A 19833-nucleotide genomic window follows, 5' to 3' on the forward strand; every position below is an offset into this window, starting at 1 on the left:
AAGCGGCGGCTATATATCTGTTGCGGCGTTCCAGCAGACATTTCACACAGCGATGCGAGCAGAATCACCTGGTGACCTGGACAGATAAGATCAAGCCTTTGGATCTGTGAGTCCTTAGATCCTGATCAGGGTGTCCATATGTGAAGCAATAATAGTGGCACATTCTTGAGCATGAGTTGAAATCAAGAAATGCCCGGCCTCTTTTACAACGTGTTGGAACCGCTATCTGGCGGCAGTACTATTGAACCTGCTCGGGCAAAGATTGAAAGAAACCGGGTTGGCTGGTCGAGATCAGGCGATAATTCCCCTTAAGTGAGTGGTGAACACCCTTCCAAGCCGCGAGTGTACTGTACCAACCTAGGAGAAAAAGCAGAACAGGTCCGGTGCCGGTGTCATCAAAATCAAAACTCAGGATGAGACGCGAGCACCGGAAAGAATGTAGCCAAAGAGAAATTCTCTCCAGCTAGATACCTGCGATTTGGGTCTGATAATGGCAGCGTTTTACGCTCGGTCGATCCGCGCTTGGTAGCAATTGTTCCGGGAAGACCGGATATGGATGTAGGCCACTCGATCATCGTTAAAAATGTCACCAGCTCGACTTAACATGTCTACCTTGGAAATCACGACACCCGTGCCATAAACGATGCGGTCCTCATGATTGTAACCTTTGATCAGGTAGTCAGGTGACCGTTCAAAAATCTCGGGGGTTTGGTCGCCCTGGTGCTTTTTGCACTGATCCGCACAGAGGAAAATAGGGCCAGTTTCTGCATAGGGTTGTTGGGTTGGAAAAGGGCGATGGGCCAGTATCAGCATCTCCGCATCCTTTGGGATATACTGAAGGCAGTGGCGACAGGGGTTGCCACCACCATCGGACAGGGTGCGCTCTGGTGTTTGTCCGTGGGCATCCGGCCCACCATTTTGCAGGGCGCGGACGAGCGATGTTGGCAAAGCGTTGAACTTGGTCATGATATGTCTCCTTTGGTTGCCCTGACACTGGCGCATTCGTGTGGTCCCAAGCGACCCGTTTGTTGCGCATCCGACAGAGGCTCCCGCCGGTTATCGGCCCCTGATGGGGGTCTGGCCCGTTGGGCATGGCACCTGGCTTGGGCCAGGTGTAGGTTGCGTTGAACCGCGAACGAAACACAGTGTGGAGGCGGGAGGCACATAAGGGCTGTTCACCATCCCGGGGATAGGTTGTAAAAGGCTGACAAACATCCAAACTCCGGAGCTTTGATATGCCCACGCCGAAACCTGTTGTCCTGTGTATTCTTGATGGCTGGGGCAGTGGTGAGCCGGGCGTCGCGAATGCACCGCATCTCGCCAAGACACCAACCTTTGATGCAATTATGGCCAGTGGACCACAGGCGCGGTTGATTACCCATGGGCCCGATGTCGGGTTGCCTAGCGGACAGATGGGCAACTCGGAAGTTGGACACACCAACATCGGCGCCGGCCGGGTTGTGGCGATGGATCTGGGGCAGATAGATCTGGCGATCGAGGATGGCTCTTTCTTCGAAAATGCTGCCTTGCAGGACTTTATCACCAAGCTGAAATCCACTGGCGGTGCAGCGCACTTGATGGGGCTGGTGTCCGATGGTGGAGTGCACGGGCACATCAACCATATTTTGGCTGCGGTGAAAGCAGTGACTGATGCCGGTGTGCCAGTCTGGTTGCATGCGATCACCGATGGGCGCGATGTGGCCCCAAAGTCAGCGTTGGAGTACTTTGAAACACTGCAAGCAGCGCTGCCAGACGGAGCAGATATCGCCAGTGTGACCGGCCGCTACTTTGCGATGGATCGCGACAACCGCTGGAACCGGGTTAGTCAGGCTTATACTGCAATGATCAACGGCGGAGGCCGCGTAGCGATGGACGCCAAGGCGGCGGTTGAACAAGCTTATGCACGATCGGAGACAGATGAATTCATCAGTGCCACGGTAATTGGTGAATATCCCGGGATGCGCGACAGTGACGGATTTTTCTGTCTGAACTTCCGCGCTGATCGCGCACGAGAGATCCTTGCGGCTATTGGTCAGCCGGGCTTTGAAGCGTTTGAAGTTGGGAAACGGCCAAAGCTGGCAGCTTTCCTTGGCATGGTTGGGTATTCGGACGACCACAACACTTATATGACGACCGCCTATCCCAAGGCTGAAATCGTCAATACGCTGGGCGCATGGGTTGCCAAACAGGGGTTGCGTCAGTTTCGACTAGCTGAGACTGAAAAATACCCACATGTGACGTTCTTCCTGAACGGTGGTAAAGAAGCACCCGAGGTGGGCGAAGACCGGTTTATGCCTAAATCACCGGATGTGGCGACTTATGACCTGCAGCCCGAAATGTCGGCACCCGAAGTGACTGCTAAGTTTGTTGAGGCGATTGAAGCGGGTTATGATCTTATTGTGACCAATTACGCTAACCCGGATATGGTGGGTCACACGGGTGATCTGGCGGCAGCTATGGCGGCGTGCGAGGCGGTGGATCAGGGATTGGCGCAGATCGTTGAGGCGCTGAACAAGGTGGGTGGTGCTATGTTGTTGACTGCGGATCATGGCAATTGCGAAGTGATGGTGGACCCGGTAACCGGTGAACCGCATACCGCGCATACGCTAAACTTGGTGCCTTTGGCCTTGGTTGGTGGACCTCAGGATGCAACACTGCGCGACGGTCGATTGGCTGACCTTGCTCCAACTTTGCTTGAACTCATGGGGCTGGAAAAACCTGTTGAGATGACTGGAAAGAGCCTGTTGGCATGATGAAACGCATTGCGGTCTTGCTTTTATGCCTGGCGAGCGGTGCTGCGGCTGCTGCCGAGGACCCGGCGAGCGCAGCTCGCGCTGCAAGTGATCAGTTGGAAGCGGCGACGGTACAGCTGCAAGCAGCCGAAAGTGCCCGTGACAGGGTCAAAGCGCTAACAGACACAGTACAGGCCTATGAGGCCGGGCTGGGTGCAATGCGCGATGGTTTGCGCCGAGTGGCGCGCCGCGAAACACAGCTGATTGCTCAGTTGCGGTCACGCGAGGATGAGGTGGCAGATCTGTTGGGTATCCTGCAGACCATTGAAACCTCAGCGCCGCCGGTTTTGTTGCTGCATCCTTCGGGGCCATTGGGATCGGCGCGCTCTGCAATGATGCTGGCCGAAGTGACTCCTGGGCTGCAGGCGCGGGTCGAAGCGTTGAAACGGGACCTGGAAGAAGTGCAGACACTGCGCTTGTTACAGCAAAACGCTGCTGGAACCTTGCATACTGGTCTGGCAGGTATTCAGCAGGCCCGTGCGGCATTATCTACTGCAATTGCTGACCGCACAGATTTGCCCCGTCGGTTTACCTACGATCCCGTACGCACATCAATTCTGATTTCTTCAATCGAAACATTGGAGGGGTTTGCCAGCGGGCTGGCGAACATTGTTGAAGGAGAGATTGCCCAGTCCAGTGCGGACATAACTGCCCAACGTGGAGAGATCGCCCTGCCGGTACAGGGTTTGGTACTGCGTGGGTACGGTGCACAGGACGCGGCCGGCATTTCGCGACCCGGTTTGCTCATTGCAGCACGACCGCGGGCAATGGTTGCGTCGCCCACTGCGGCAACGATTCGCTATCGCGGCCCCTTGCTGGATCTTGGCAATGTGGTGATTCTGGAGCCGCAGCCGGACATGCTGTTTGTACTGTCCGGGCTGGCTGAGGTGTTTGGCGAGGCAGGGCAGGTGATCCCAAAAGGCACTCCGGTGGGATTAATGGGCGGTGTAACCCCAGAAGTTGGTGCGATATTGTCACTAAGCGGTGAAGGGGCTGGAACTGACCGGACAGAAACGCTCTATATAGAAGTTAGATTGAATGACAGCCCCGTGGACCCGGAGATCTGGTTCCGCACCGACAAGGATGGATAGAGGCATATGAGAAAGTTTGCGATGGCAGCCGTCGGCGGAACGCTGGCGGGAATCCTTGCGACCACCTATGTGGCGGGACCACTTCTGGCGCAGGAAAACGCCCGCTCGGCGACGGTTTATGAACAGCTGGATCTGTTTGGTGATATTTTTGAGCGTATTCGCGTGCAATATGTTGAAGAGGTCGATGAAACCGATCTGATCGAAGCGGCCATTGGCGGCATGTTGGCTTCGCTTGATCCACACTCAAGCTATCTGTCACCTGATGATGCAACGCAGATGCGAGTGCAGACTCGTGGCGAGTTTGGCGGTCTGGGCATCGAGGTCACGCAGGAAGAAGGCTTTGTAAAAGTCGTCTCGCCAATGGATGGCACTCCTGCGGATGAAGCCGGCATGGAAGCGGGTGACTTCATCACCCACGTGGATGGTGAAAGCATGCTGGGCCTGTCGCTGGACGAAGCGGTTGATATGATGCGTGGGCCAGTGGGGTCTGAAATCATCATTACTGTTGTCCGCGAAGGTGAGGACGAGCCGTTTGACGTCTCGATTATCCGTGACACCATCAAACTGACTGCAGTGCGCGCTCGCACTGAAGGATCGTCTGTTGTTCTGCGGATTTCGACTTTTAATGATCAGACGACGCCGAACCTGATTTCAGGCCTGAAGGAACAGGTTGAAGCTGCAGGTGGCATAGAAAATGTTAATGGTGTGATCCTGGATCTGCGCAACAATCCGGGTGGGTTGCTGAATCAAGCAATCCGGGTTTCGGATGAATTCCTGGAAAGCGGCGAGATCGTTTCCACGCGTGGTCGTAACCCTGAGGATGGCGAGCGTTTCAACGCCACACCGGGCGATTTGGCCGAGGGCTTGCCAGTTGTGGTGCTGATCAACGGCGGTTCCGCGTCGGCCTCTGAAATTGTTGCTGGTGCGTTGCAGGATCATCGCCGGGCCATCGTGGTAGGAACCAAGAGCTTTGGTAAAGGCTTGGTGCAGACGGTAATGCCATTGCGCGGCGATGGTGCGATGCGCCTGACCACAGCGCGGTATTACACCCCGTCGGGTCGATCGATCCAAGCACTTGGTGTCTCGCCTGACATTATTGTCGAGCAGCCACGCCGTGTTGCCGCCAGCGAAGAGGACGAGGCCGAGAATGCTCGCCGTACCCGTTCAGAGGCGGATCTGCGTGGAAGCCTGAACAACGACAGCCTGTCCGAGGATGAGATTCGTCAGATCGAGGAAGATCGCGCCAAAGCAGAAGCCGCGGCTGATCTGCGCGAAGACGATTATCAGTTGGCCTACGCCATCGATATTTTGACCGGCATGTCTGCACTGGCCAAATAAGTAGGTTACGTTTTTACAATTAAGGGGTCGTCCTGATCGGGGCGGCCCTTTTTGTTTTTCTGGCCATCACAAACAATCACAATTTACATTCACGCCCGATTTCCGGCGACGGAGTGGGACTGCATTGGTTATCACTGTGTCATGATGTTTGATTTACCCGATGCCAACACCCTGTATGACGCGCTCGTGGCGCGCGATGCCCGTTATGATGGGCAGGCTTATGTGGGCGTGACCTCTACCGGAATTTTTTGCCGACTGACCTGTCCCGCGCGTAAGCCCAAATCAGAGAATTGCCAGTTCTATAGTTCGGTTGGGGCCTGCATTGATGCTGGGTTTAGGCCTTGCAAACGGTGCCACCCGCTGGCGCCTATGGCTGCAGCAGATCCCGTTGTCGACCTGTTGCTGCAAGCCCTCGAAGAACGTCCCGGCTATCGCTGGTCTGAAGGCGACATGGCGGCAATGGGGCTGGATGCTTCAACTGTGAGACGTAGTTTCAAACGCCATTTTGGCATGACCTTCCTAGAGATGGCGCGTCAGCGCCGTCTACGCGATGGCTTTACCGCGCTCAGTGCCGGGGATCCCGTGATTGCCGCGCAAATAGATGCTGGGTTTGAATCATCCAGTGCTTTTCGTGCGGCCTTTTCCCGTTTGATCGGAAAGCCACCGGGGCAATTTAGCCGTGATGCACTGTTACAGGCAGATTGGATCGAAACGCCGCTGGGATCCTTGATCGCAGTCAGTTGCCAACACGCGCTGCACCTGTTGGAGTTTATTGACCGCAAGGCATTGCCATGCGAGTTGGCAAAACTGCAAAAGAGTTCAAGCTGTGGCATTGGCTTTGGGCGTCCCGAACCAACTGAACAAGTTGCCGAGGAACTGGGTCAGTTTTTTGCAGGTAAGGACGCATCGTTTTCAACGCCACTGGCGCTACACGGAACTGAATTTGAACAGCAGGTTTGGCGGGCTTTGCAGGAAATTCCTGCAGGGGAGACACGGAGCTATTCGCAACTGGCACAAGACATCGGGCGGCCCTCGGCGGTGCGGGCGGTGGCGCGGGCCAATGGAACCAACCAATTGGCGCTGATCGTGCCCTGTCACAGGGTGCTGGGGGCCGATGGATCGCTGACCGGATATGGCGGCGGGCTGTGGCGCAAGCAACGGTTGATTGAGATAGAGCAGAGCTATAGGAGAGCAATATGACAACCCAATCGCAAAAGGCGCAGGATTTTGCCGCCCTACATGTATCAGGAAACCCTCTGGTTTTATACAATATTTGGGATGCAGGCAGTGCCATGGCTGTGGCCAAAGCGGGCGCAGCAGCGGTTGCCACAGGCAGTTGGTCAGTGGCCGGAGCGCAGGGCTATGGGGATGGCGAACAAATTCCACTGTCTCTGCTTGTGCAGATCGCCACGCGCATTTCACAAAGCGTCGATGTGCCACTAAGCGTAGATTTCGAAGGAGGCTATGCTGCCGGTGGCGCGGAACTCACGGCCAATGTTGCACAAGTGATTGGCACCGGCGCAGTTGGCATCAATTTCGAGGATCAGATTGTTGGTGGTGCAGGGTTGTACAGCATCGAAGAACAGTCCCAACGCTTGCGTGCCGTTCGTTCGGCTGGTGCGGATCTGTTTATTAACGCTCGCACCGATCTGTTTCTGAAAGAGCGTGACAGCAGCAGGCATGGAGGTTTGCTGGACGAGGCGGTGCAGCGATCACAGGCCTTTGCCGCAGCTGGCGCCAGTGGTTTCTTTGTGCCGGGGCTGTCGGATCTGGATCTGATCGCGCAGTTTTGTGAGGCCAGTCCGCTGCCGGTCAATGTGATGATGCGCGGTGATACAATGACACGGCAAGCAGTCGCAAAAGCAGGGGTTGCCCGTGCCAGCTATGGCCCACAGCCGTTTGTTGACGCAATGCAGGCGATCACAGACAGGTTTCAAGCGTTAGACTAAATTGGCCTGCGGGTCCGCCGATCTGCCTCGAGAGTACAGGGCAGATCGGCTGCCGTTAAAGAGGGGATGTTCTGCGAATTGTGCTGCTAAGTGGTTTCCAGACAATGGCGACGAAAGGCGCGTTTCAGCATATCGAGTTCGGCACGCAACAGCTCAACCTCGGCGAGCAAGTTGTCAGTAGCGGTTTCACCGGCAATCAAGGTGAAATTGCCCAGCTTCGTATCTGTTGCACCGTCTTGGATCAGAAAACTATGCACGCCGTCTGCCACAGCATGGCTAGGTACCGGTACTTGTAAATCCCATTCAGTACCGCTGCTACCTTCTTTAACAGTCACGCCCTCCACCAGTTGGTCCAGATATCGCACCTGAATGTCGGGCTTTGCGCCGGTGTCAGGCACATTGCTAATTTTGCCCTCCCACAGGCCATTGCCAAAGTGAATTTTAGTTAGGATCAGCTCACTCATATTTGGACTCCTCAGATGGCGGCGCGGAGATGACGCGAGAAGGTAAGGTCGCGCAGGATCACCTGATTCATATCGGGAGATTCAAAAATCAGATCGAGCCAGATTTTTTCGATCCGCTTTTCGTTGAGACGTGAATAGGCAAGATCGAACTCGACCATGACGCTTTGTTCGTTTAACGGCAATTCTCTAACCAGCTGTTCCGTGTTTGGTCCATGCTTGATGTTCAGGCGGGCAAATATTTCTTGCTTTTTTTCGGTCTCGATTATGGTGTCGATACGTAGCAGATGCTGGCGGGTCATGTCCGCAGCAGCTTCAGGCGGCAATTCGATGACCAGTGACAGAAACGATCCGTCAAATTGAAACACATCCATGCGCAGGCCGAAGGGGGCCAGATCTTGTTCGCGGGTGTTGCGCAACTGGCGCAGGGTTAGTTCGGAATAGGTGCAATCATGGAACAACTGCACCTCATCGCCCAACTTGGATTTAGAGGGAACAGATGAAATACCGGGTTCGGGCAATGGGCCTCGCCATAAGGCAGGCCGCCAGGACCAGTCAGTGCCTTGAGGCTTGGAAAAGTAAGATGATCCGATTTGTGGCAGCGCCAGCCGACCTTCGGCCACATGCAGCAGCTGATTTAGATGAGCACGCAATTGATGGGCGCGGTTGCGTTGATTTCGCAAGTCACTCAATGGGGCGTGATCGGCCAGATGTGCATCCCGACGCCAATGGCGCAAGGCACGTCGGTGTAACAGCCGGTCCAGTATCCTGCCCATGATGCCCTCAAATTGTTCAGCGGGCGATTTTGCCCTGCATTTACTTGCAATGTAACGTTTGTAACCCAAACCGGCAATTCGCTTTTGTTGCAATGTTTTGCTTCGCAATTGGGGCCCTCTATGTTTGTGGACAGGAAGAGGGGCACTGTCTTGAATTTGTACCTGTAGGTGCATACCGTCAACAAAACGGTCGCTGTTTCAATTGGACGACTTTTTCTACAGGGGTAGATCATGACTTCACTTCCGCGAGTGCATCAACCGAGATACCCGACTTTTTCGAAGATCGTACTGAGTCTAGTTCCGAGTGACCTGTAATGCGGCCTAGTCTTCGCTACGCAGCACATGAGGCTCTTGTTTTCAATGCGCGGACCCATCCACAACTGTGGCGGCTAATCGCAGGTTTGGTTGTGGTGGTGATCGTCGGGTATTTGCTGTCGTCAGCGATGTACTCGGTGCTGTTGGGGACTTTTTCAGGCGATTGGGTGACCGGCTTGCAAGATGGGTCCAACCCGGCTGCCATGTTAGCATTGCTGGGGGGATTTGGCTTTATCACTGTTGGAGTGGCGGTAGCGGCGCGATTGCTGCAATACCGTTCGTTGACGAGCATCACCGGAGTGCCGCGTCTGCTGATCTCTCAATTTGTTCGGGTTAGTCTTTTTCTCTTGGCGTTGTTTGTGGTCCTGATGCTGTTGCCGCCGTATCAAATGGATGCCCCTATGGTGTCCAACTTACCGACCTTGACCTGGCTTGCCCTGCTGCCCCTGTCATTGTTGGCATTACTAATCCAGACAAGTGCCGAAGAAATTTTGTTTCGAGGATATATCCAGCAAGCCGTGGCCGCGCGGTTTAGTCATCCTATGATTTGGCTGGTTCTGCCGTCGGCATTGTTTGCCTTAGGTCACTATTTGCCCGCCGAAGCAGGTGAAAATGCACTAATAATTGCAGTTTGGGCTGGGTTGTTTGGCCTCCTCATGGCTGATCTTACTGCTCGTTCCGGGACACTCGGACCGGCAATAGCCGTACATTTTTTCAATAACCTAACAGCTCTTGTCCTGTTTGCCTCGCCAACTAGCCTGAATGGGCTGGCCCTATACCTACTGCCCTACGAGATGTCAGATGTTCAGGCGCTCAGGCCTTGGATGGTCGTTGACTTTGCACTGATGCTCATTGGGTGGCTGGTTGCGCGACTTGCGATACGCCGCTGATTGCATTTACCGGCAAGGGGCCTTATCTGAGTGCACAAATCGTCCCAGCAGAGGCCTGGATCATGAACTGGATTACCAATTACGTCCGGCCGCGGATCAATTCGATCTTTTCGCGCCGTGAAGTCCCCGAGAACTTGTGGCAGAAATGCTCTGAGTGCGGCACCATGTTGTTTCACCGTGAGCTAAGCGACAATCTGAATGTCTGCACCAACTGCGATCATCACATGGCGATCACTCCGCGTGCGCGTTTTGATGCGTTGTTTGATGGCGGCATTTTTGTTGAAATTGATGTGCCCGAACCGGTGGCAGACCCGCTAAAGTTCCGCGACCAGAAACGCTATCCAGACCGGATGAAAGCGGCACAGAAAAAGACCGGCGAAAAAGAAGCCATGCTGGTGGTTGAAGGTGAAATTGGTCGCACTCCAATTGTTGCCGCAGCCCAGGATTTTTCGTTCATGGGTGGATCCATGAGCATGTACGTCGGAAACGCCATTCTGGCTGCTGCCGAACGCGCGGTGGAACTCAAACGCCCCTTAGTTCTGTTTTCTGCTGCAGGCGGAGCGCGAATGCAGGAAGGCATTCTGGGCCTGATGCAAATGCCACGTACCACCATTGCGGTGCAGATGCTGAAGCAGGCGGGCTTGCCGTATATCGTGGTGCTGACCCATCCGACCACCGGTGGTGTAACGGCGTCTTATGCGATGTTGGGCGATGTCCATATTGCCGAACCCAACGCTTTGATTGGTTTCGCCGGGGCACGTGTGATTGAACAGACCATCCGTGAAAAGCTGCCTGAAGGCTTCCAGCGCGCTGAATATCTGTTGGATCATGGTATCTTGGATCGGGTGACCAAACGCACCGAAATGCGCAAGGAACTGGTGACGATCATTCGCATGTTGATGGGGCAATCGCCGCAGGTTGTTGGCGACCTTCCGGCACCGGAACAGTTGGACGATGCGGTTGCAGATGCCGAAAATGATGTGCAGGACGCCGCAGAAGACAAAGCTGACGCAACCTAAATAGGTTAGCCAGCACTATCTGCGGGACATAGCACCTGCAATTGCCGCCTGCCTGAAATGGCGGGCGGTTTTTACATAAGTGACCTGTCTCAGGGAATAGACTCCGATGCCACATACTTCTTCCGACACCATCCTGACACGTATGATGGCGCTGCATCCCAAGCTGATGGATCTTACACTAGGTCGGGTTTGGCGGTTGCTAGAGGCATTGGATAATCCTCAGGAGAAGCTTCCTCCCGTCATTCATCTGGCAGGTACCAATGGCAAAGGCTCAACTCAGGCGATGATCCGCGCCGGGCTAGAGGGAAGCGGTAAATCTGTTCACGCCTATACCTCGCCGCATCTTGCACGGTTTCACGAGCGTATCCGTTTGGCAGGCGAGCTGATCAGCGAAGAGCACCTGACCGAAATATTAGATGAGTGTTATGAGAAGAACGGTGGTGAAACCATCACCTATTTTGAGATCACAACGGTTGCGGGGCTGTTGGCCTTCACCCGAACTCCAGCGGATTACACCCTGCTTGAAGTGGGGCTGGGCGGGCGGTTGGATGCCACCAATGTCATCGACAAACCCGAGCTGACCGTCATCACCCCGATCTCGTTCGATCATGAACAGTTCCTGGGTGATACGCTGGCCAAGATTGCCGCTGAAAAGGCGGGTATTATCAAGCGAGGAGTGCCCTGTGTGGTTGGCCCGCAACCCGAAGAAGTTATGGATGTCATCGAGGCCACGGCATCCCGTCTTGGCGCGCCATTGATTGCCCATGGTCAACACTGGCACGTATACGAAGAACACGGACGTCTGGTCTTCCAAGATGAAAACGGGTTACTGGATCTACCAATGCCTGCGTTGCTTGGGGCCCACCAGGTTCAGAACGCCGGCGCGGCACTGGCAGCCCTACGTCACCTAGGCGCGGACGAGGTGGCCTGTGAGGCCGCAATGACAGATGCCAATTGGCCCGCCCGTATGCAGCTGTTAAAATCCGGACCACTTGTCGAGTCAGCGCCACAGGCCGAGATTTGGCTTGACGGAGGCCATAACGCCGCCGCTGGTCTGGCGTTGGCAGAGGTGCTCGCCAACCTGCCCAAGCGTCCAACACATTTGATCTGCGGTATGCTGAACACCAAAGATGTGACCGGCTATATGCGCCCGCTTGCTGACCATGCTGACAGCCTCACAGCAATCACGATCCCGGATGAAGCTAACACATTGTCCGCAGAAGACACAGCCGCAGCCGCTGTGAAGGTTGGGCTGACAACAGCAACGGCTGAACACGCTGTCGCTGCGCTGGCCACCATCATCGCCAATGACCCACAAGCCCGAGTACTGATTTGTGGTTCGTTGTATCTGGCAGGCGCAATCTTGCGCGAAAATGGCTGACACATGGCGTTTCTTGAACGAATCGAGATCTCCCCGCACTCTCCCTCCAATTGAATTTGTGGTATTGGAGGGAAAATGGCCAGTTTGAAAAAGGCTCCAAGGGGAGTGGTGTTAAGGACTTACAGACCAACTTGAACAAGGCAGGCGCAAAGCCAAAGCTCGCGGTGGATGGGATATTTGGCCCCATCACAGAAAAAGCGGTCACGGTCTTTCAAAAGAAATATGGATTAAAGGCGGATGGGAAAGCTGGCAGCTATACGTTGGCTTCGATCAAATTCGGTGGAAAACTGCCCGAAATGACGGTTCCAGATTTCACCCAGAAAAAGAAACATTTCAAAGAGGTAACTGATCTAAACAGGCAAAATGTAGCCAGCTACGAAAAGATGCAGGAAGCTATCGCCAACTTGGCAAAAGTCGCATCGAAAGAGGTCGCCATTGCGAGTAAATCCATTCGTGACAACCGAAAACTTTGGGTTGAAATTGATGGTTACGTTGATGCGGTGATTGATCGGCAAGCAGAGTTCGACGCAGAGTTGCTTAAAAACCCAAAAAATGCAGCTAAACTAGTCAAGGAATGCGAGAAAATACACAAGCAAGTCATTTCCTTTGGTAGTTCCAACATTTCGCCAAATGTTCATAAGGCTCTTGCCAGTATGGATGCAGTCGAAAAAAAATTGAGTTCCACGACCGCGTTTCTAAAGTCAGAGCGGAAAGCGATCAACAAACGTAAAGAGGAATGATTGGTTTATGCCCCCCAGTCTTCTCCCTGCATTTCGCGCAATCGGCTGGCGGTGCGTTCAAATTCAAATGTACCTTCGCCTTCGACATAAAGTATTTCTGGCGCAGAGGCGGCTGAGCAGATCAGTCGCACCTGTGCCTCGTACAGTGCATCAATCAGGGTGACAAAGCGTTTGGCTTCGTTGAAATTGCTGCGCGAAAGGTTGGGAATGTCTTCCAGAATCAACACCTTCACCTCAGCCGCAATGGCCAGGTAGTCGCCAGGGCCAAGCATCTTGCCGCAGAGGTCATAAAATGTTGCCTTTGCTACGCCGTTGCGAAAGGCAGGGAGTACCAGATCGCGGCCTTTTACTTTTAGTACGAGTGGGCCCGCGGTTCCACCGCTCAAATCCTGCCAGATTGCCTGGATTGCGGTGCTGGCGTCAGGTCCGGTAGGGGTGAAATAGACCTGCGACCCCTGCAACCGGTCCTGCCTGTAGTCGGTCGGGCTGACCATTTCCCAGGGTTCCATCTTTTCGTTGATCAGTGCGATAAACGGAAGGAACAATTGGCGGTTCAATCCGTCCTTGTACAAATCATCCGGCACTCTGTTTGATGTGGTGACAACAACCACACCCGCGGCAAATAGTGCCTCGAACAGACGTCCAACAATCATTGCATCGGTGATGTCACTGATCTGCATTTCGTCAAAGGCCAGCACACGGACGCTGGCGACCACGTCAGCAGCAACTGGGGCCAAGGCATCTTCGACCCCGTTTTGGCGCGCTTCGTGCATAGCTGCATGAATTTCCTGCATGAAGGCATGGAAATGCACCCGCCGCACCGGAATGTCGCCCAGACTATCGACAAACAGATCCATCAGCATTGACTTGCCGCGACCTACGCCGCCCCACAGATACAGCCCTTTGGGAGGAGGGGGCGGTGTCGCACGTCGGAACAACCCGCGTTTGATCGGTTCCGCCTGTAGCCCGTCACTGATCCGGTCGAATTGTGGCAGCACAGCCTCTTGCGCGGGATCCGGGCGCAATTCACCCTTGGCAATCTTATCGGTATAGAGCGTGGTCAAATTTGTCATCAGCCAGCCATAGCGCGCCTCGGAAACCTTGAAAAGCACTGAGACTTTATCCACCACCTCTGTCACATCAGTTATTCTAATACATGACCGCAAAAAACCTGATTTGAGTAGACGGGCTGGCTTCGATAGGGTCGCCGGACGCTTAACAGGAGAATCCCATGCAGCGGCAGGCCCCTCTATTTACACCGGTTTTGATTGTCGGCTGCGTGATTATCATGGTCAGCTTTGCTGTGCGTGCGTCTTTTGGGGTGTTCCAGATTCCAATCGCCGAAGAATTCAACTGGGCGCGCAGTGAATTTTCGCTGGCAATTGCGATCCAAAACTTGGCTTGGGGGATTGGCCAACCGCTGTTTGGCGCTGTTGCCGAGAAAATCGGTGACCGGAAAGCCATCGTATTGGGTGCACTGATCTATGCCGCTGGTTTGGTGTTGAGTGCCGGGGCGACCACAGCCTTTGAAATGCAAAGCTATGAGTGGCTGGTTGGATTTGGCATTGCCGGTACGGGCTTTGGCGTGATTTTGGCAGTGGTGGGACGGGCCAGTTCTGACGATAATCGTTCGATGTCGCTGGCAATTGTTACCGCTGCAGGCTCGGCAGGGCAGATTTTTGGTGCGCCAACCGCCGAATGGCTGCTGGGGTTTATCAGCTGGCAGCAGGTGTTTTTGGTTTTCTCTGGGGTGATTTTGGCTTTGATCCTGACCTTGCCTTTGATGCGGGCGCCAGAGGTGGCGTCAAAGGCTGAACTGGAAGAAAGCATGGGGGCAATTCTGCTCAAGGCTTTTAAGGATCCTTCGTATACGATGATTTTTCTGGGTTTTTTCAGCTGCGGCTACCAACTGGCCTTTGTCACCGCGCATTTTCCCGCCTTTATCACTGAAATGTGCGGCCCAATCCTTCCCGGAGGGGCGCTTCACAGTCTGGGTATCACAACAACCTCTTCGCTGGGCGCGATTGCAATCTCGCTGATTGGTGCGGCCAATGTTGGTGGCACATTGTTGGCCGGCTGGGCTGGTAAACGTTACTCCAAGAAATACCTGTTGGCTGGGATTTACACTGGCCGGACGATTGCAGCCGCTGTTTTCATCATGATGCCTATCACGCCAATGTCGGTGATCATATTCTCGGTGGCAATGGGGGCGATGTGGTTGGCGACTGTGCCACTGACGTCAGGGCTGGTCGCGCATCTTTATGGGCTGCGTTACATGGGGACGTTGTATGGCATCGTGTTCTTCAGCCACCAGCTGGGCAGCTTTCTGGGTGTATGGTTGGGTGGCCGGATGTATGACATCTATGGTGATTATACTATGGTTTGGTGGATTGGCGTGGGTATCGGTGCATTCAGTGCGATCGTGCATTTGCCGATCCGGGAAAACCCAAAACAAGAGGTTGCGGCAGCGGCTGCCTGATTGGGTTGGATTGTTTCAATTTTTCGCGTCAGGCCGGGGCCAGCCCCGGACCCCGGGATATTTGTGGCTAGATGAAGAAACGGATCAGGTGTCGCGTAATTGGTCGCTGTTCCCAGATTACGCTTTGACCTTCCATTTTTGTAAAACATGATGGCTTGTCATCAGGTCAAGATGTGCACCACCGCCATTCTTGAACAGGGTAATCTGGGACGGATCGTAGGCTGAGAAGCGATCCAGCTGGTAAAAATCGGCCAGCACATCCTCTCGTTTGATCACGCCCGCGGCCAGCGGGATCATGAATTCACCTATATGGTCCAGAGTGGTGTCAAAACTGTCGGTATAGATCTGCGCACGGGTCAGGGCGACGTCGTCTGCTTCGCGCATGTCAGGGCGGTAGGCGCCGATCATGTTCAGGTGCTGGCCAGGCCTGAGCCAGTCGCCATTGATCACCGGAGATGACGACATGGTAGCAGTGACAATGATATCAGCAGCCCGTACTGCGGATTCCAAATCAGGGGCCGTCAGGGTGCCAGGCCGACTGGCAGCCAGGTCACTTGCTTTGGGGGAGGTCCGGTTCCAGACACGAATTTGGGCTTGAGGAAAGCCAGCGGCAAAAGCGTCAATCAGAGATCCGCCAACGGTTCCTGCCCCGACGATCAAAATTTCTACGGCATTGGGGTTCGCCAATCGCAGCGCGCCCAGCAGGCTGTCACCGGCGGTCTTCCATTTGGTGACCAGATGGAAATCGACCAAAGCCTCCAGTGAACCGTCACTGTCAGAATACAAACTGACCGACCCGTTGATCATCGGTTTACCAGCCTTGGGGTTGCCGGGGAAGATATTGGCGGTTTTAACGGCCAGTCCCATACCATCAATCCAGGCCGAACGGGTCAAGAGCGTGTCAGGCTTGCGGTATAAAAATGTGTCCCCAATTTCTGCCTTGGGCAGGCTGTGTCCTTTGGCCAGTGCCTCGGTGAACTCAACCCAATCCAGCAGGGCATTGCCTTCGTCGAAAGAAATGATGGGGATATTCATGCGGCCTGTTCCTTGGTTAGTAACCCCTCAGAGACAAGCCGTTCGGCCCAACCCTCTGGTGAGGTGAAAAGATGTGTCTGCCAGCCGCGATCAGATGCGGTTTCGACATTTTCTGGCCTGTCATCGGCAAACAGCAAATGAGCAGCGGGGATGCCGCAATCAGATTCCAGTTGGGCATAAATTTCTGTGTCGGGTTTGATCACCTGCATATAGCCCGAGACATAGCTGCGGTCGAATTCAGTCAGGACCGGATAGGCCTTGCACGCCAGTTCAAAAGTCCCAACACCAAAGTTGCTGAGTGCAAACACCGGGTGACCGTTGGACTTCAGGGCTCGCAGTAACCGGGTGGAATGTGGGATTTCAGGTGTTGCCATGGCGAGCCAACTGTCGTGCCACAGCCGGATTTCATCCTGCCATTTTGGGTGTTGCTCGGCCAGACTGTAGACAGAGGTATAAAAGTCGTGGCCGCGGTCCACGTTCAGGTTCATGCCATGTAGGTCGACTTCGGCAAACAGGGCGCGACGGCGTTCAGCGCCGATCTGAGCGTCATAAAATCGCTCAGGGTGCCATTCTAGCAAGACATTTCCGATATCAAATACAATAGCTTGGATGGGCATAATTGATGTCCTCTTTATCCGTTGGAACGGGGTCTGGGGCGACTTGTAGGGCTATGGTTGCGGGTCTCGCGCCAAACCGAAACAAGGCCTGATCCAATGATTAAACCACTGCCGATCCAAACGGGCGTGTCGGGCCATTCATTGAAGACCAATACGCCCCATAAAACGGCCATTGGCATGGCGATATATTCAAACGGGGCGACCAATCCAGCCTCGCATAACCGATAAGCCTGACCCACAAGGTAACCACCAAAGGATCCTGCAATGCCGACACCAATGAACAGTGGCCAATCTTGTGGCGCGGGCCAGACCCAAGCCCGCAGGATGAAATCAATCGCTGGGCTGTTGCCGTCAGAAAACCGGCCATCGCCCAGTGTGAGCCCTACAAGCGCGCTGACAACCAGAAAACCCAACATCGGATAGAACGCCAGGGTCGAACCAGATTCAGAACCCCCAGCGCGGCGGGTCAGAACATGCAGGGTGGCATAGCCACAGGCCCCTAGAAACGGCAGCATTGCGATGGGCTGAAATGCGTCACTGCCGGGCCGGATAATCACCAGTACACCTAAGAACCCAACGGCTACGGCCCCCCAGCGCCACGGCCCAACGTGTTCCTTCAGGAAGATGACGGACAGGGTGGTGACAATCAACGGTGTGGCAAAGGCAATGGCCACGGCTTCCGCCAGCGGCATTAGCGCCAGACCGGTGAAAAAGCACAGGTTGGCAAATAGCACCGCCAGGCAACGCAACACATGCAGACGTGGTTGATGGGTGCGGAGTAGGTGAAAGCCACCTTCCAATGGAACGATCACCGCCAGTAAAACTGCCAGCGCAACGATCGATCGAAACAATACCACTTCGTAAAGCGGGTAGTCGCCGGACAGAAATTTGAAAATGGTATCGATAATCGAAAAGGCGACACCCGCCCCAAGGGCAGCCAAAATGCCCCAGATATTGACCTTTGCCTGTGCGCTCATCATCGGCCTCGCGTAGTGATTGGTTGATCAGTGGCGCAAACTTTGGGGCAGGGCAATGGGGGGTGAATCGAATGTGTGTTTTTCAACCGTTGATTTATGTTCTGCTCATACCTGAGTAACGGAACTGGTGTTGCAGTTACACATAAGCGTACAGTGGACATACCGGTGACAGTTCGATCAGGAGCCCATTTAATATGTTTCGCGCAATCTTCATTTTTGCCACGCTGGTTGTTCTCTCTGGGTCGGCTTTTGCGCAGGATCGCGCCAGTGTTGAACGGCAATTCCAAGGCTGGCTGAAGCAAACAATTTGGCCTCAGGCTAAGGCCAAAGGTGTTTCCCGCAGGACGTTCGATAAGGCGTTCAAAGGCGTAACATTAAACTGGAAATTGCCGGATCTGGTGCCCCCGGGGACCCAACCGCAGACACCAAAACGTCAGCGCCAGGCGGAGTTTGGCTCACCGGGTAAATACTTCAACCGAGGCTCAATCGACGGCGCGACTTCGGTTGGACGGCAGATGATGCAGCGTCACGCATCCGCGTTGGCTAAGGTTGAACAGGACACAGGTGTGCCGGGTCGGATCATTTTGGCGATTTGGGGACGTGAAAGCGGCTATGGGCGGGTCTCAATTCCGCATGATGTTTTTCAAGTTCTGGGCACCAAAGGCTTTATGAGCACGCGAGCGGACTATTTCACCAAGGAACTGGTGGCGGCGCTGATGATTGCGCAGGCGGGTCATGCGCCCGAGAGCGCCATGAAAAGCAGCTGGGCTGGGGCACTGGGACAACCGCAATTTATGCCGACAAATTTCTTGGAATATGCCGCGGATGGCGATGGCGATGGCCGTGCTGATATCTGGGGATCCGAGGACGATACAATTGCGTCAATCGGAACCTACCTTGACCGCCACGGCTGGGTCAGTGGCCGCGATTGGGGGTTTGAGGTCACTGTACCGTCCTCGGTGTCCTGTACGCTGGAAGGCCCGGATCAGGGGCAGTCCATTGCCAAATGGGAGAAGATGGGGATCACACGTGTGTCAGGGCGACCGTTTCCCAAGCATGAGTTGAAGGGTGAGGGGTACCTTTTGATGCCAGCAGGACGCAGCGGTCCAGCCTTTATCGTCACGCCAAATTTCTATGTTCTGAAAGAGTACAACAAAAGCGATCTGTATGCTTTGTTTGTGGGCCACGTTGGAGATCGCATCCAATACGGTGTCGGTGATTTCTCGGCTCGCTGGGGGGCTGTCGGTGGGTTGTACCGCTCGGATGTAGCCGTCATGCAGCGCGCACTTGAAGGGCAGGGACACGATGTTGGTGGGGCTGACGGCTTACCGGGCTTTAAAACCCGTCGGTCCATTGGCCGCTGGCAAGAGGGAACAGGCCGCGCCGCCACCTGTTTCCCTGAGGCCAGCATGAAATCCGCGTTGACACCGTAGGTTGCGCTATTGAAGAGAGCTAGGGCGAGAGAATTGCTGGAACCCATTCATGCCCCGTCCGAGTCGATATTGCCGTCCACAGAAAAGGGTTAGGGGTTGGCTTCAGTGCTCGCAATTATGCGTATTTCAATAACTGCACCTTCGCGACGTAAGCCGGCGACTTCTACGGCGGTCCAGGCTGGGTAGGGGGCGTCAAAACATTCCTGTCGAATCTTGTCGAATAGATCAAAGTGCGATCGTAGGCCGATGTGATACGTTGTCATTTCGACGACCGATTGAAAGGTCAAACCTTCCTCTCGCAAAATGAGTTCAATTTTGTCAAAGGCATTCCTGAACTGTGCTTCGGCGTCCGATGGCATCTTCCCATTCATATCCCCCCCGGTGGAGCCGGTGAGAAAAACGTGATTGCCGGAAACAATTGCGGGCGAGAATTTGAGCTGTTCAGTTGCTGTACGAAGCTTAGAGGGAATAACTGCACGTATAACCATGGAAATATCCTGTCAAAATAAACTACAGGAATACTGCCGCTTGGCCGACAAA

The 19833-nt window shown here is 54.5% G+C and carries 19 protein-coding genes; 11 read left to right on the top strand and 8 right to left on the bottom strand.

Translation table 11 applies throughout. From position 1 onward, the window contains the following. Positions 1-501: 501 nt before the first annotated feature. Positions 502-966: a DUF1203 domain-containing protein gene (locus FEE96_RS00595; RefSeq protein WP_138161052.1), complete on the bottom strand. Its 465-nt coding sequence runs from the start codon at positions 964-966 to the stop codon at positions 502-504. Between the two features lie 269 nt (positions 967-1235). Between FEE96_RS00595 and gpmI the strand changes: the two genes are divergently transcribed. From gpmI to FEE96_RS00620, 5 genes are all read left to right on the top strand, one after another. After that, on the top strand, positions 1236-2753 hold the full coding sequence (gpmI, locus tag FEE96_RS00600; protein WP_138161053.1) for a 2,3-bisphosphoglycerate-independent phosphoglycerate mutase: 1518 nt from the start codon (positions 1236-1238) through the stop codon (positions 2751-2753). Beyond that, on the top strand, positions 2750-3883 hold the full coding sequence (locus FEE96_RS00605) for a murein hydrolase activator EnvC family protein (RefSeq protein ID WP_138161054.1): 1134 nt from the start codon (positions 2750-2752) through the stop codon (positions 3881-3883). Before gpmI ends, FEE96_RS00605 begins: the two co-directional genes overlap by 4 nt. A 6-nt stretch (positions 3884-3889) precedes the next feature. Then, complete coding sequence (locus FEE96_RS00610) at positions 3890-5221, top strand: S41 family peptidase (RefSeq protein ID WP_138161055.1); 1332 nt, start codon at positions 3890-3892, stop codon at positions 5219-5221. Positions 5222-5362: 141 nt separating this feature from the next. Further along, entirely contained in the window at positions 5363-6421 is a 1059-nt protein-coding gene (locus FEE96_RS00615; protein ID WP_138161056.1) for a bifunctional transcriptional activator/DNA repair enzyme AdaA, read from the top strand. After that, complete coding sequence (locus tag FEE96_RS00620; RefSeq protein WP_138161057.1) at positions 6418-7170, top strand: isocitrate lyase/PEP mutase family protein; 753 nt, start codon at positions 6418-6420, stop codon at positions 7168-7170. The genes FEE96_RS00615 and FEE96_RS00620 overlap by 4 nt, the downstream gene beginning before the upstream one ends. Before the next feature lie 86 nt (positions 7171-7256). Here FEE96_RS00620 and FEE96_RS00625 read toward each other — a convergent pair whose 3' ends face one another. After that, the gene (locus FEE96_RS00625; protein WP_138161058.1) at positions 7257-7634 is read right to left on the bottom strand and encodes a hypothetical protein; all 378 of its coding nucleotides are present in this window, start codon (positions 7632-7634) and stop codon (positions 7257-7259) included. A gap of 11 nt (positions 7635-7645) precedes the next feature. Next, positions 7646-8407, bottom strand: coding sequence for a DUF6478 family protein (locus tag FEE96_RS00630; protein WP_138161059.1), 762 nt, complete (start codon positions 8405-8407; stop codon positions 7646-7648). Positions 8408-8721: 314 nt separating this feature from the next. Here FEE96_RS00630 and FEE96_RS00635 point away from each other — a divergent pair, with 314 nt between their 5' ends. The 4 genes from FEE96_RS00635 to FEE96_RS00650 all read left to right on the top strand — a co-directional run bounded on the left by FEE96_RS00635 (position 8722) and on the right by FEE96_RS00650 (position 12752). Then, a complete protein-coding gene (locus tag FEE96_RS00635) occupies positions 8722-9612 on the top strand; it encodes a CPBP family intramembrane glutamic endopeptidase (protein ID WP_138161060.1) in 891 nt (296 codons plus the stop codon). 62 nt (positions 9613-9674) lie between these two features. Next, the gene (gene accD, locus FEE96_RS00640; protein WP_138161061.1) at positions 9675-10631 is read left to right on the top strand and encodes an acetyl-CoA carboxylase, carboxyltransferase subunit beta; all 957 of its coding nucleotides are present in this window, start codon (positions 9675-9677) and stop codon (positions 10629-10631) included. A gap of 106 nt (positions 10632-10737) precedes the next feature. After that, entirely contained in the window at positions 10738-12012 is a 1275-nt protein-coding gene (locus FEE96_RS00645) for a bifunctional folylpolyglutamate synthase/dihydrofolate synthase (RefSeq protein ID WP_138161062.1), read from the top strand. A gap of 56 nt (positions 12013-12068) precedes the next feature. Continuing rightward, positions 12069-12752, top strand: a complete 684-nt coding sequence (locus FEE96_RS00650) for a peptidoglycan-binding domain-containing protein (RefSeq protein WP_281278348.1) — start codon at positions 12069-12071, stop codon at positions 12750-12752. A 5-nt stretch (positions 12753-12757) separates the two neighbouring features. Here FEE96_RS00650 and zapE read toward each other — a convergent pair whose 3' ends face one another. After that, positions 12758-13825, bottom strand: coding sequence for a cell division protein ZapE (zapE, locus tag FEE96_RS00655; RefSeq protein ID WP_138161638.1), 1068 nt, complete (start codon positions 13823-13825; stop codon positions 12758-12760). A gap of 158 nt (positions 13826-13983) precedes the next feature. Between zapE and FEE96_RS00660 the strand changes: the two genes are divergently transcribed. Further along, the gene (locus FEE96_RS00660) at positions 13984-15231 is read left to right on the top strand and encodes an MFS transporter (RefSeq protein WP_138161064.1); all 1248 of its coding nucleotides are present in this window, start codon (positions 13984-13986) and stop codon (positions 15229-15231) included. 117 nt (positions 15232-15348) lie between these two features. Here FEE96_RS00660 and FEE96_RS00665 read toward each other — a convergent pair whose 3' ends face one another. Genes FEE96_RS00665 through FEE96_RS00675 form a run of 3 tightly spaced genes read right to left on the bottom strand, consistent with a single transcriptional unit; the run spans position 15349 to position 17860 of the window. Continuing rightward, the gene (locus FEE96_RS00665; protein WP_138161065.1) at positions 15349-16266 is read right to left on the bottom strand and encodes an ornithine cyclodeaminase family protein; all 918 of its coding nucleotides are present in this window, start codon (positions 16264-16266) and stop codon (positions 15349-15351) included. Then, positions 16263-16883 carry an HAD family hydrolase gene (locus FEE96_RS00670; RefSeq protein ID WP_138161066.1) on the bottom strand — a complete coding sequence of 207 codons (621 nt, stop codon included), beginning with the start codon at positions 16881-16883 and terminating at the stop codon, positions 16263-16265. The genes FEE96_RS00665 and FEE96_RS00670 overlap by 4 nt, the downstream gene beginning before the upstream one ends. A gap of 14 nt (positions 16884-16897) precedes the next feature. Next, the gene (locus FEE96_RS00675) at positions 16898-17860 is read right to left on the bottom strand and encodes a DMT family transporter (protein ID WP_138161067.1); all 963 of its coding nucleotides are present in this window, start codon (positions 17858-17860) and stop codon (positions 16898-16900) included. 194 nt (positions 17861-18054) lie between these two features. Here FEE96_RS00675 and FEE96_RS00680 point away from each other — a divergent pair, with 194 nt between their 5' ends. Beyond that, on the top strand, positions 18055-19293 hold the full coding sequence (locus FEE96_RS00680; RefSeq protein WP_138161068.1) for a lytic murein transglycosylase: 1239 nt from the start codon (positions 18055-18057) through the stop codon (positions 19291-19293). An 89-nt stretch (positions 19294-19382) separates the two neighbouring features. Here the strand turns inward: FEE96_RS00680 and FEE96_RS00685 are convergent, their stop codons facing one another. Then, positions 19383-19781 carry a RidA family protein gene (locus FEE96_RS00685; protein ID WP_138161069.1) on the bottom strand — a complete coding sequence of 133 codons (399 nt, stop codon included), beginning with the start codon at positions 19779-19781 and terminating at the stop codon, positions 19383-19385. Positions 19782-19833 lie beyond the last annotated feature (52 nt).

It is taken from the genome of Parasedimentitalea maritima, from assembly GCF_005771405.1.
GTDB classification, from domain to species: Bacteria; Pseudomonadota; Alphaproteobacteria; order Rhodobacterales; family Rhodobacteraceae; genus Parasedimentitalea; species Parasedimentitalea maritima.

Excerpts from the sequence above, each read along its gene's own strand:
- FEE96_RS00645 (WP_138161062.1), top strand. The coding sequence starts at position 10,738 with ATGCCACATACTTCTTCCGACACCATCCTGACACGTATGATGGCGCTG.
- FEE96_RS00620 (WP_138161057.1), top strand. The coding sequence starts at position 6,418 with ATGACAACCCAATCGCAAAAGGCGCAGGATTTTGCCGCCCTACATGTA.
- FEE96_RS00595 (WP_138161052.1), bottom strand. The coding sequence starts at position 966 with ATGACCAAGTTCAACGCTTTGCCAACATCGCTCGTCCGCGCCCTGCAA.
- FEE96_RS00625 (WP_138161058.1), bottom strand. The coding sequence starts at position 7,634 with ATGAGTGAGCTGATCCTAACTAAAATTCACTTTGGCAATGGCCTGTGG.
- FEE96_RS00615 (WP_138161056.1), top strand. The coding sequence starts at position 5,363 with ATGATGTTTGATTTACCCGATGCCAACACCCTGTATGACGCGCTCGTG.
- zapE (WP_138161638.1), bottom strand. The coding sequence starts at position 13,825 with ATGACAAATTTGACCACGCTCTATACCGATAAGATTGCCAAGGGTGAA.
- FEE96_RS00680 (WP_138161068.1), top strand. The coding sequence starts at position 18,055 with ATGTTTCGCGCAATCTTCATTTTTGCCACGCTGGTTGTTCTCTCTGGG.
- FEE96_RS00635 (WP_138161060.1), top strand. The coding sequence starts at position 8,722 with ATGCGGCCTAGTCTTCGCTACGCAGCACATGAGGCTCTTGTTTTCAAT.
- gpmI (WP_138161053.1), top strand. The coding sequence starts at position 1,236 with ATGCCCACGCCGAAACCTGTTGTCCTGTGTATTCTTGATGGCTGGGGC.
- FEE96_RS00610 (WP_138161055.1), top strand. The coding sequence starts at position 3,890 with ATGAGAAAGTTTGCGATGGCAGCCGTCGGCGGAACGCTGGCGGGAATC.
- FEE96_RS00630 (WP_138161059.1), bottom strand. The coding sequence starts at position 8,407 with ATGGGCAGGATACTGGACCGGCTGTTACACCGACGTGCCTTGCGCCAT.
- FEE96_RS00660 (WP_138161064.1), top strand. The coding sequence starts at position 13,984 with ATGCAGCGGCAGGCCCCTCTATTTACACCGGTTTTGATTGTCGGCTGC.
- FEE96_RS00675 (WP_138161067.1), bottom strand. The coding sequence starts at position 17,860 with ATGAGCGCACAGGCAAAGGTCAATATCTGGGGCATTTTGGCTGCCCTT.
- accD (WP_138161061.1), top strand. The coding sequence starts at position 9,675 with ATGAACTGGATTACCAATTACGTCCGGCCGCGGATCAATTCGATCTTT.
- FEE96_RS00685 (WP_138161069.1), bottom strand. The coding sequence starts at position 19,781 with ATGGTTATACGTGCAGTTATTCCCTCTAAGCTTCGTACAGCAACTGAA.
- FEE96_RS00605 (WP_138161054.1), top strand. The coding sequence starts at position 2,750 with ATGATGAAACGCATTGCGGTCTTGCTTTTATGCCTGGCGAGCGGTGCT.
- FEE96_RS00670 (WP_138161066.1), bottom strand. The coding sequence starts at position 16,883 with ATGCCCATCCAAGCTATTGTATTTGATATCGGAAATGTCTTGCTAGAA.
- FEE96_RS00665 (WP_138161065.1), bottom strand. The coding sequence starts at position 16,266 with ATGAATATCCCCATCATTTCTTTCGACGAAGGCAATGCCCTGCTGGAT.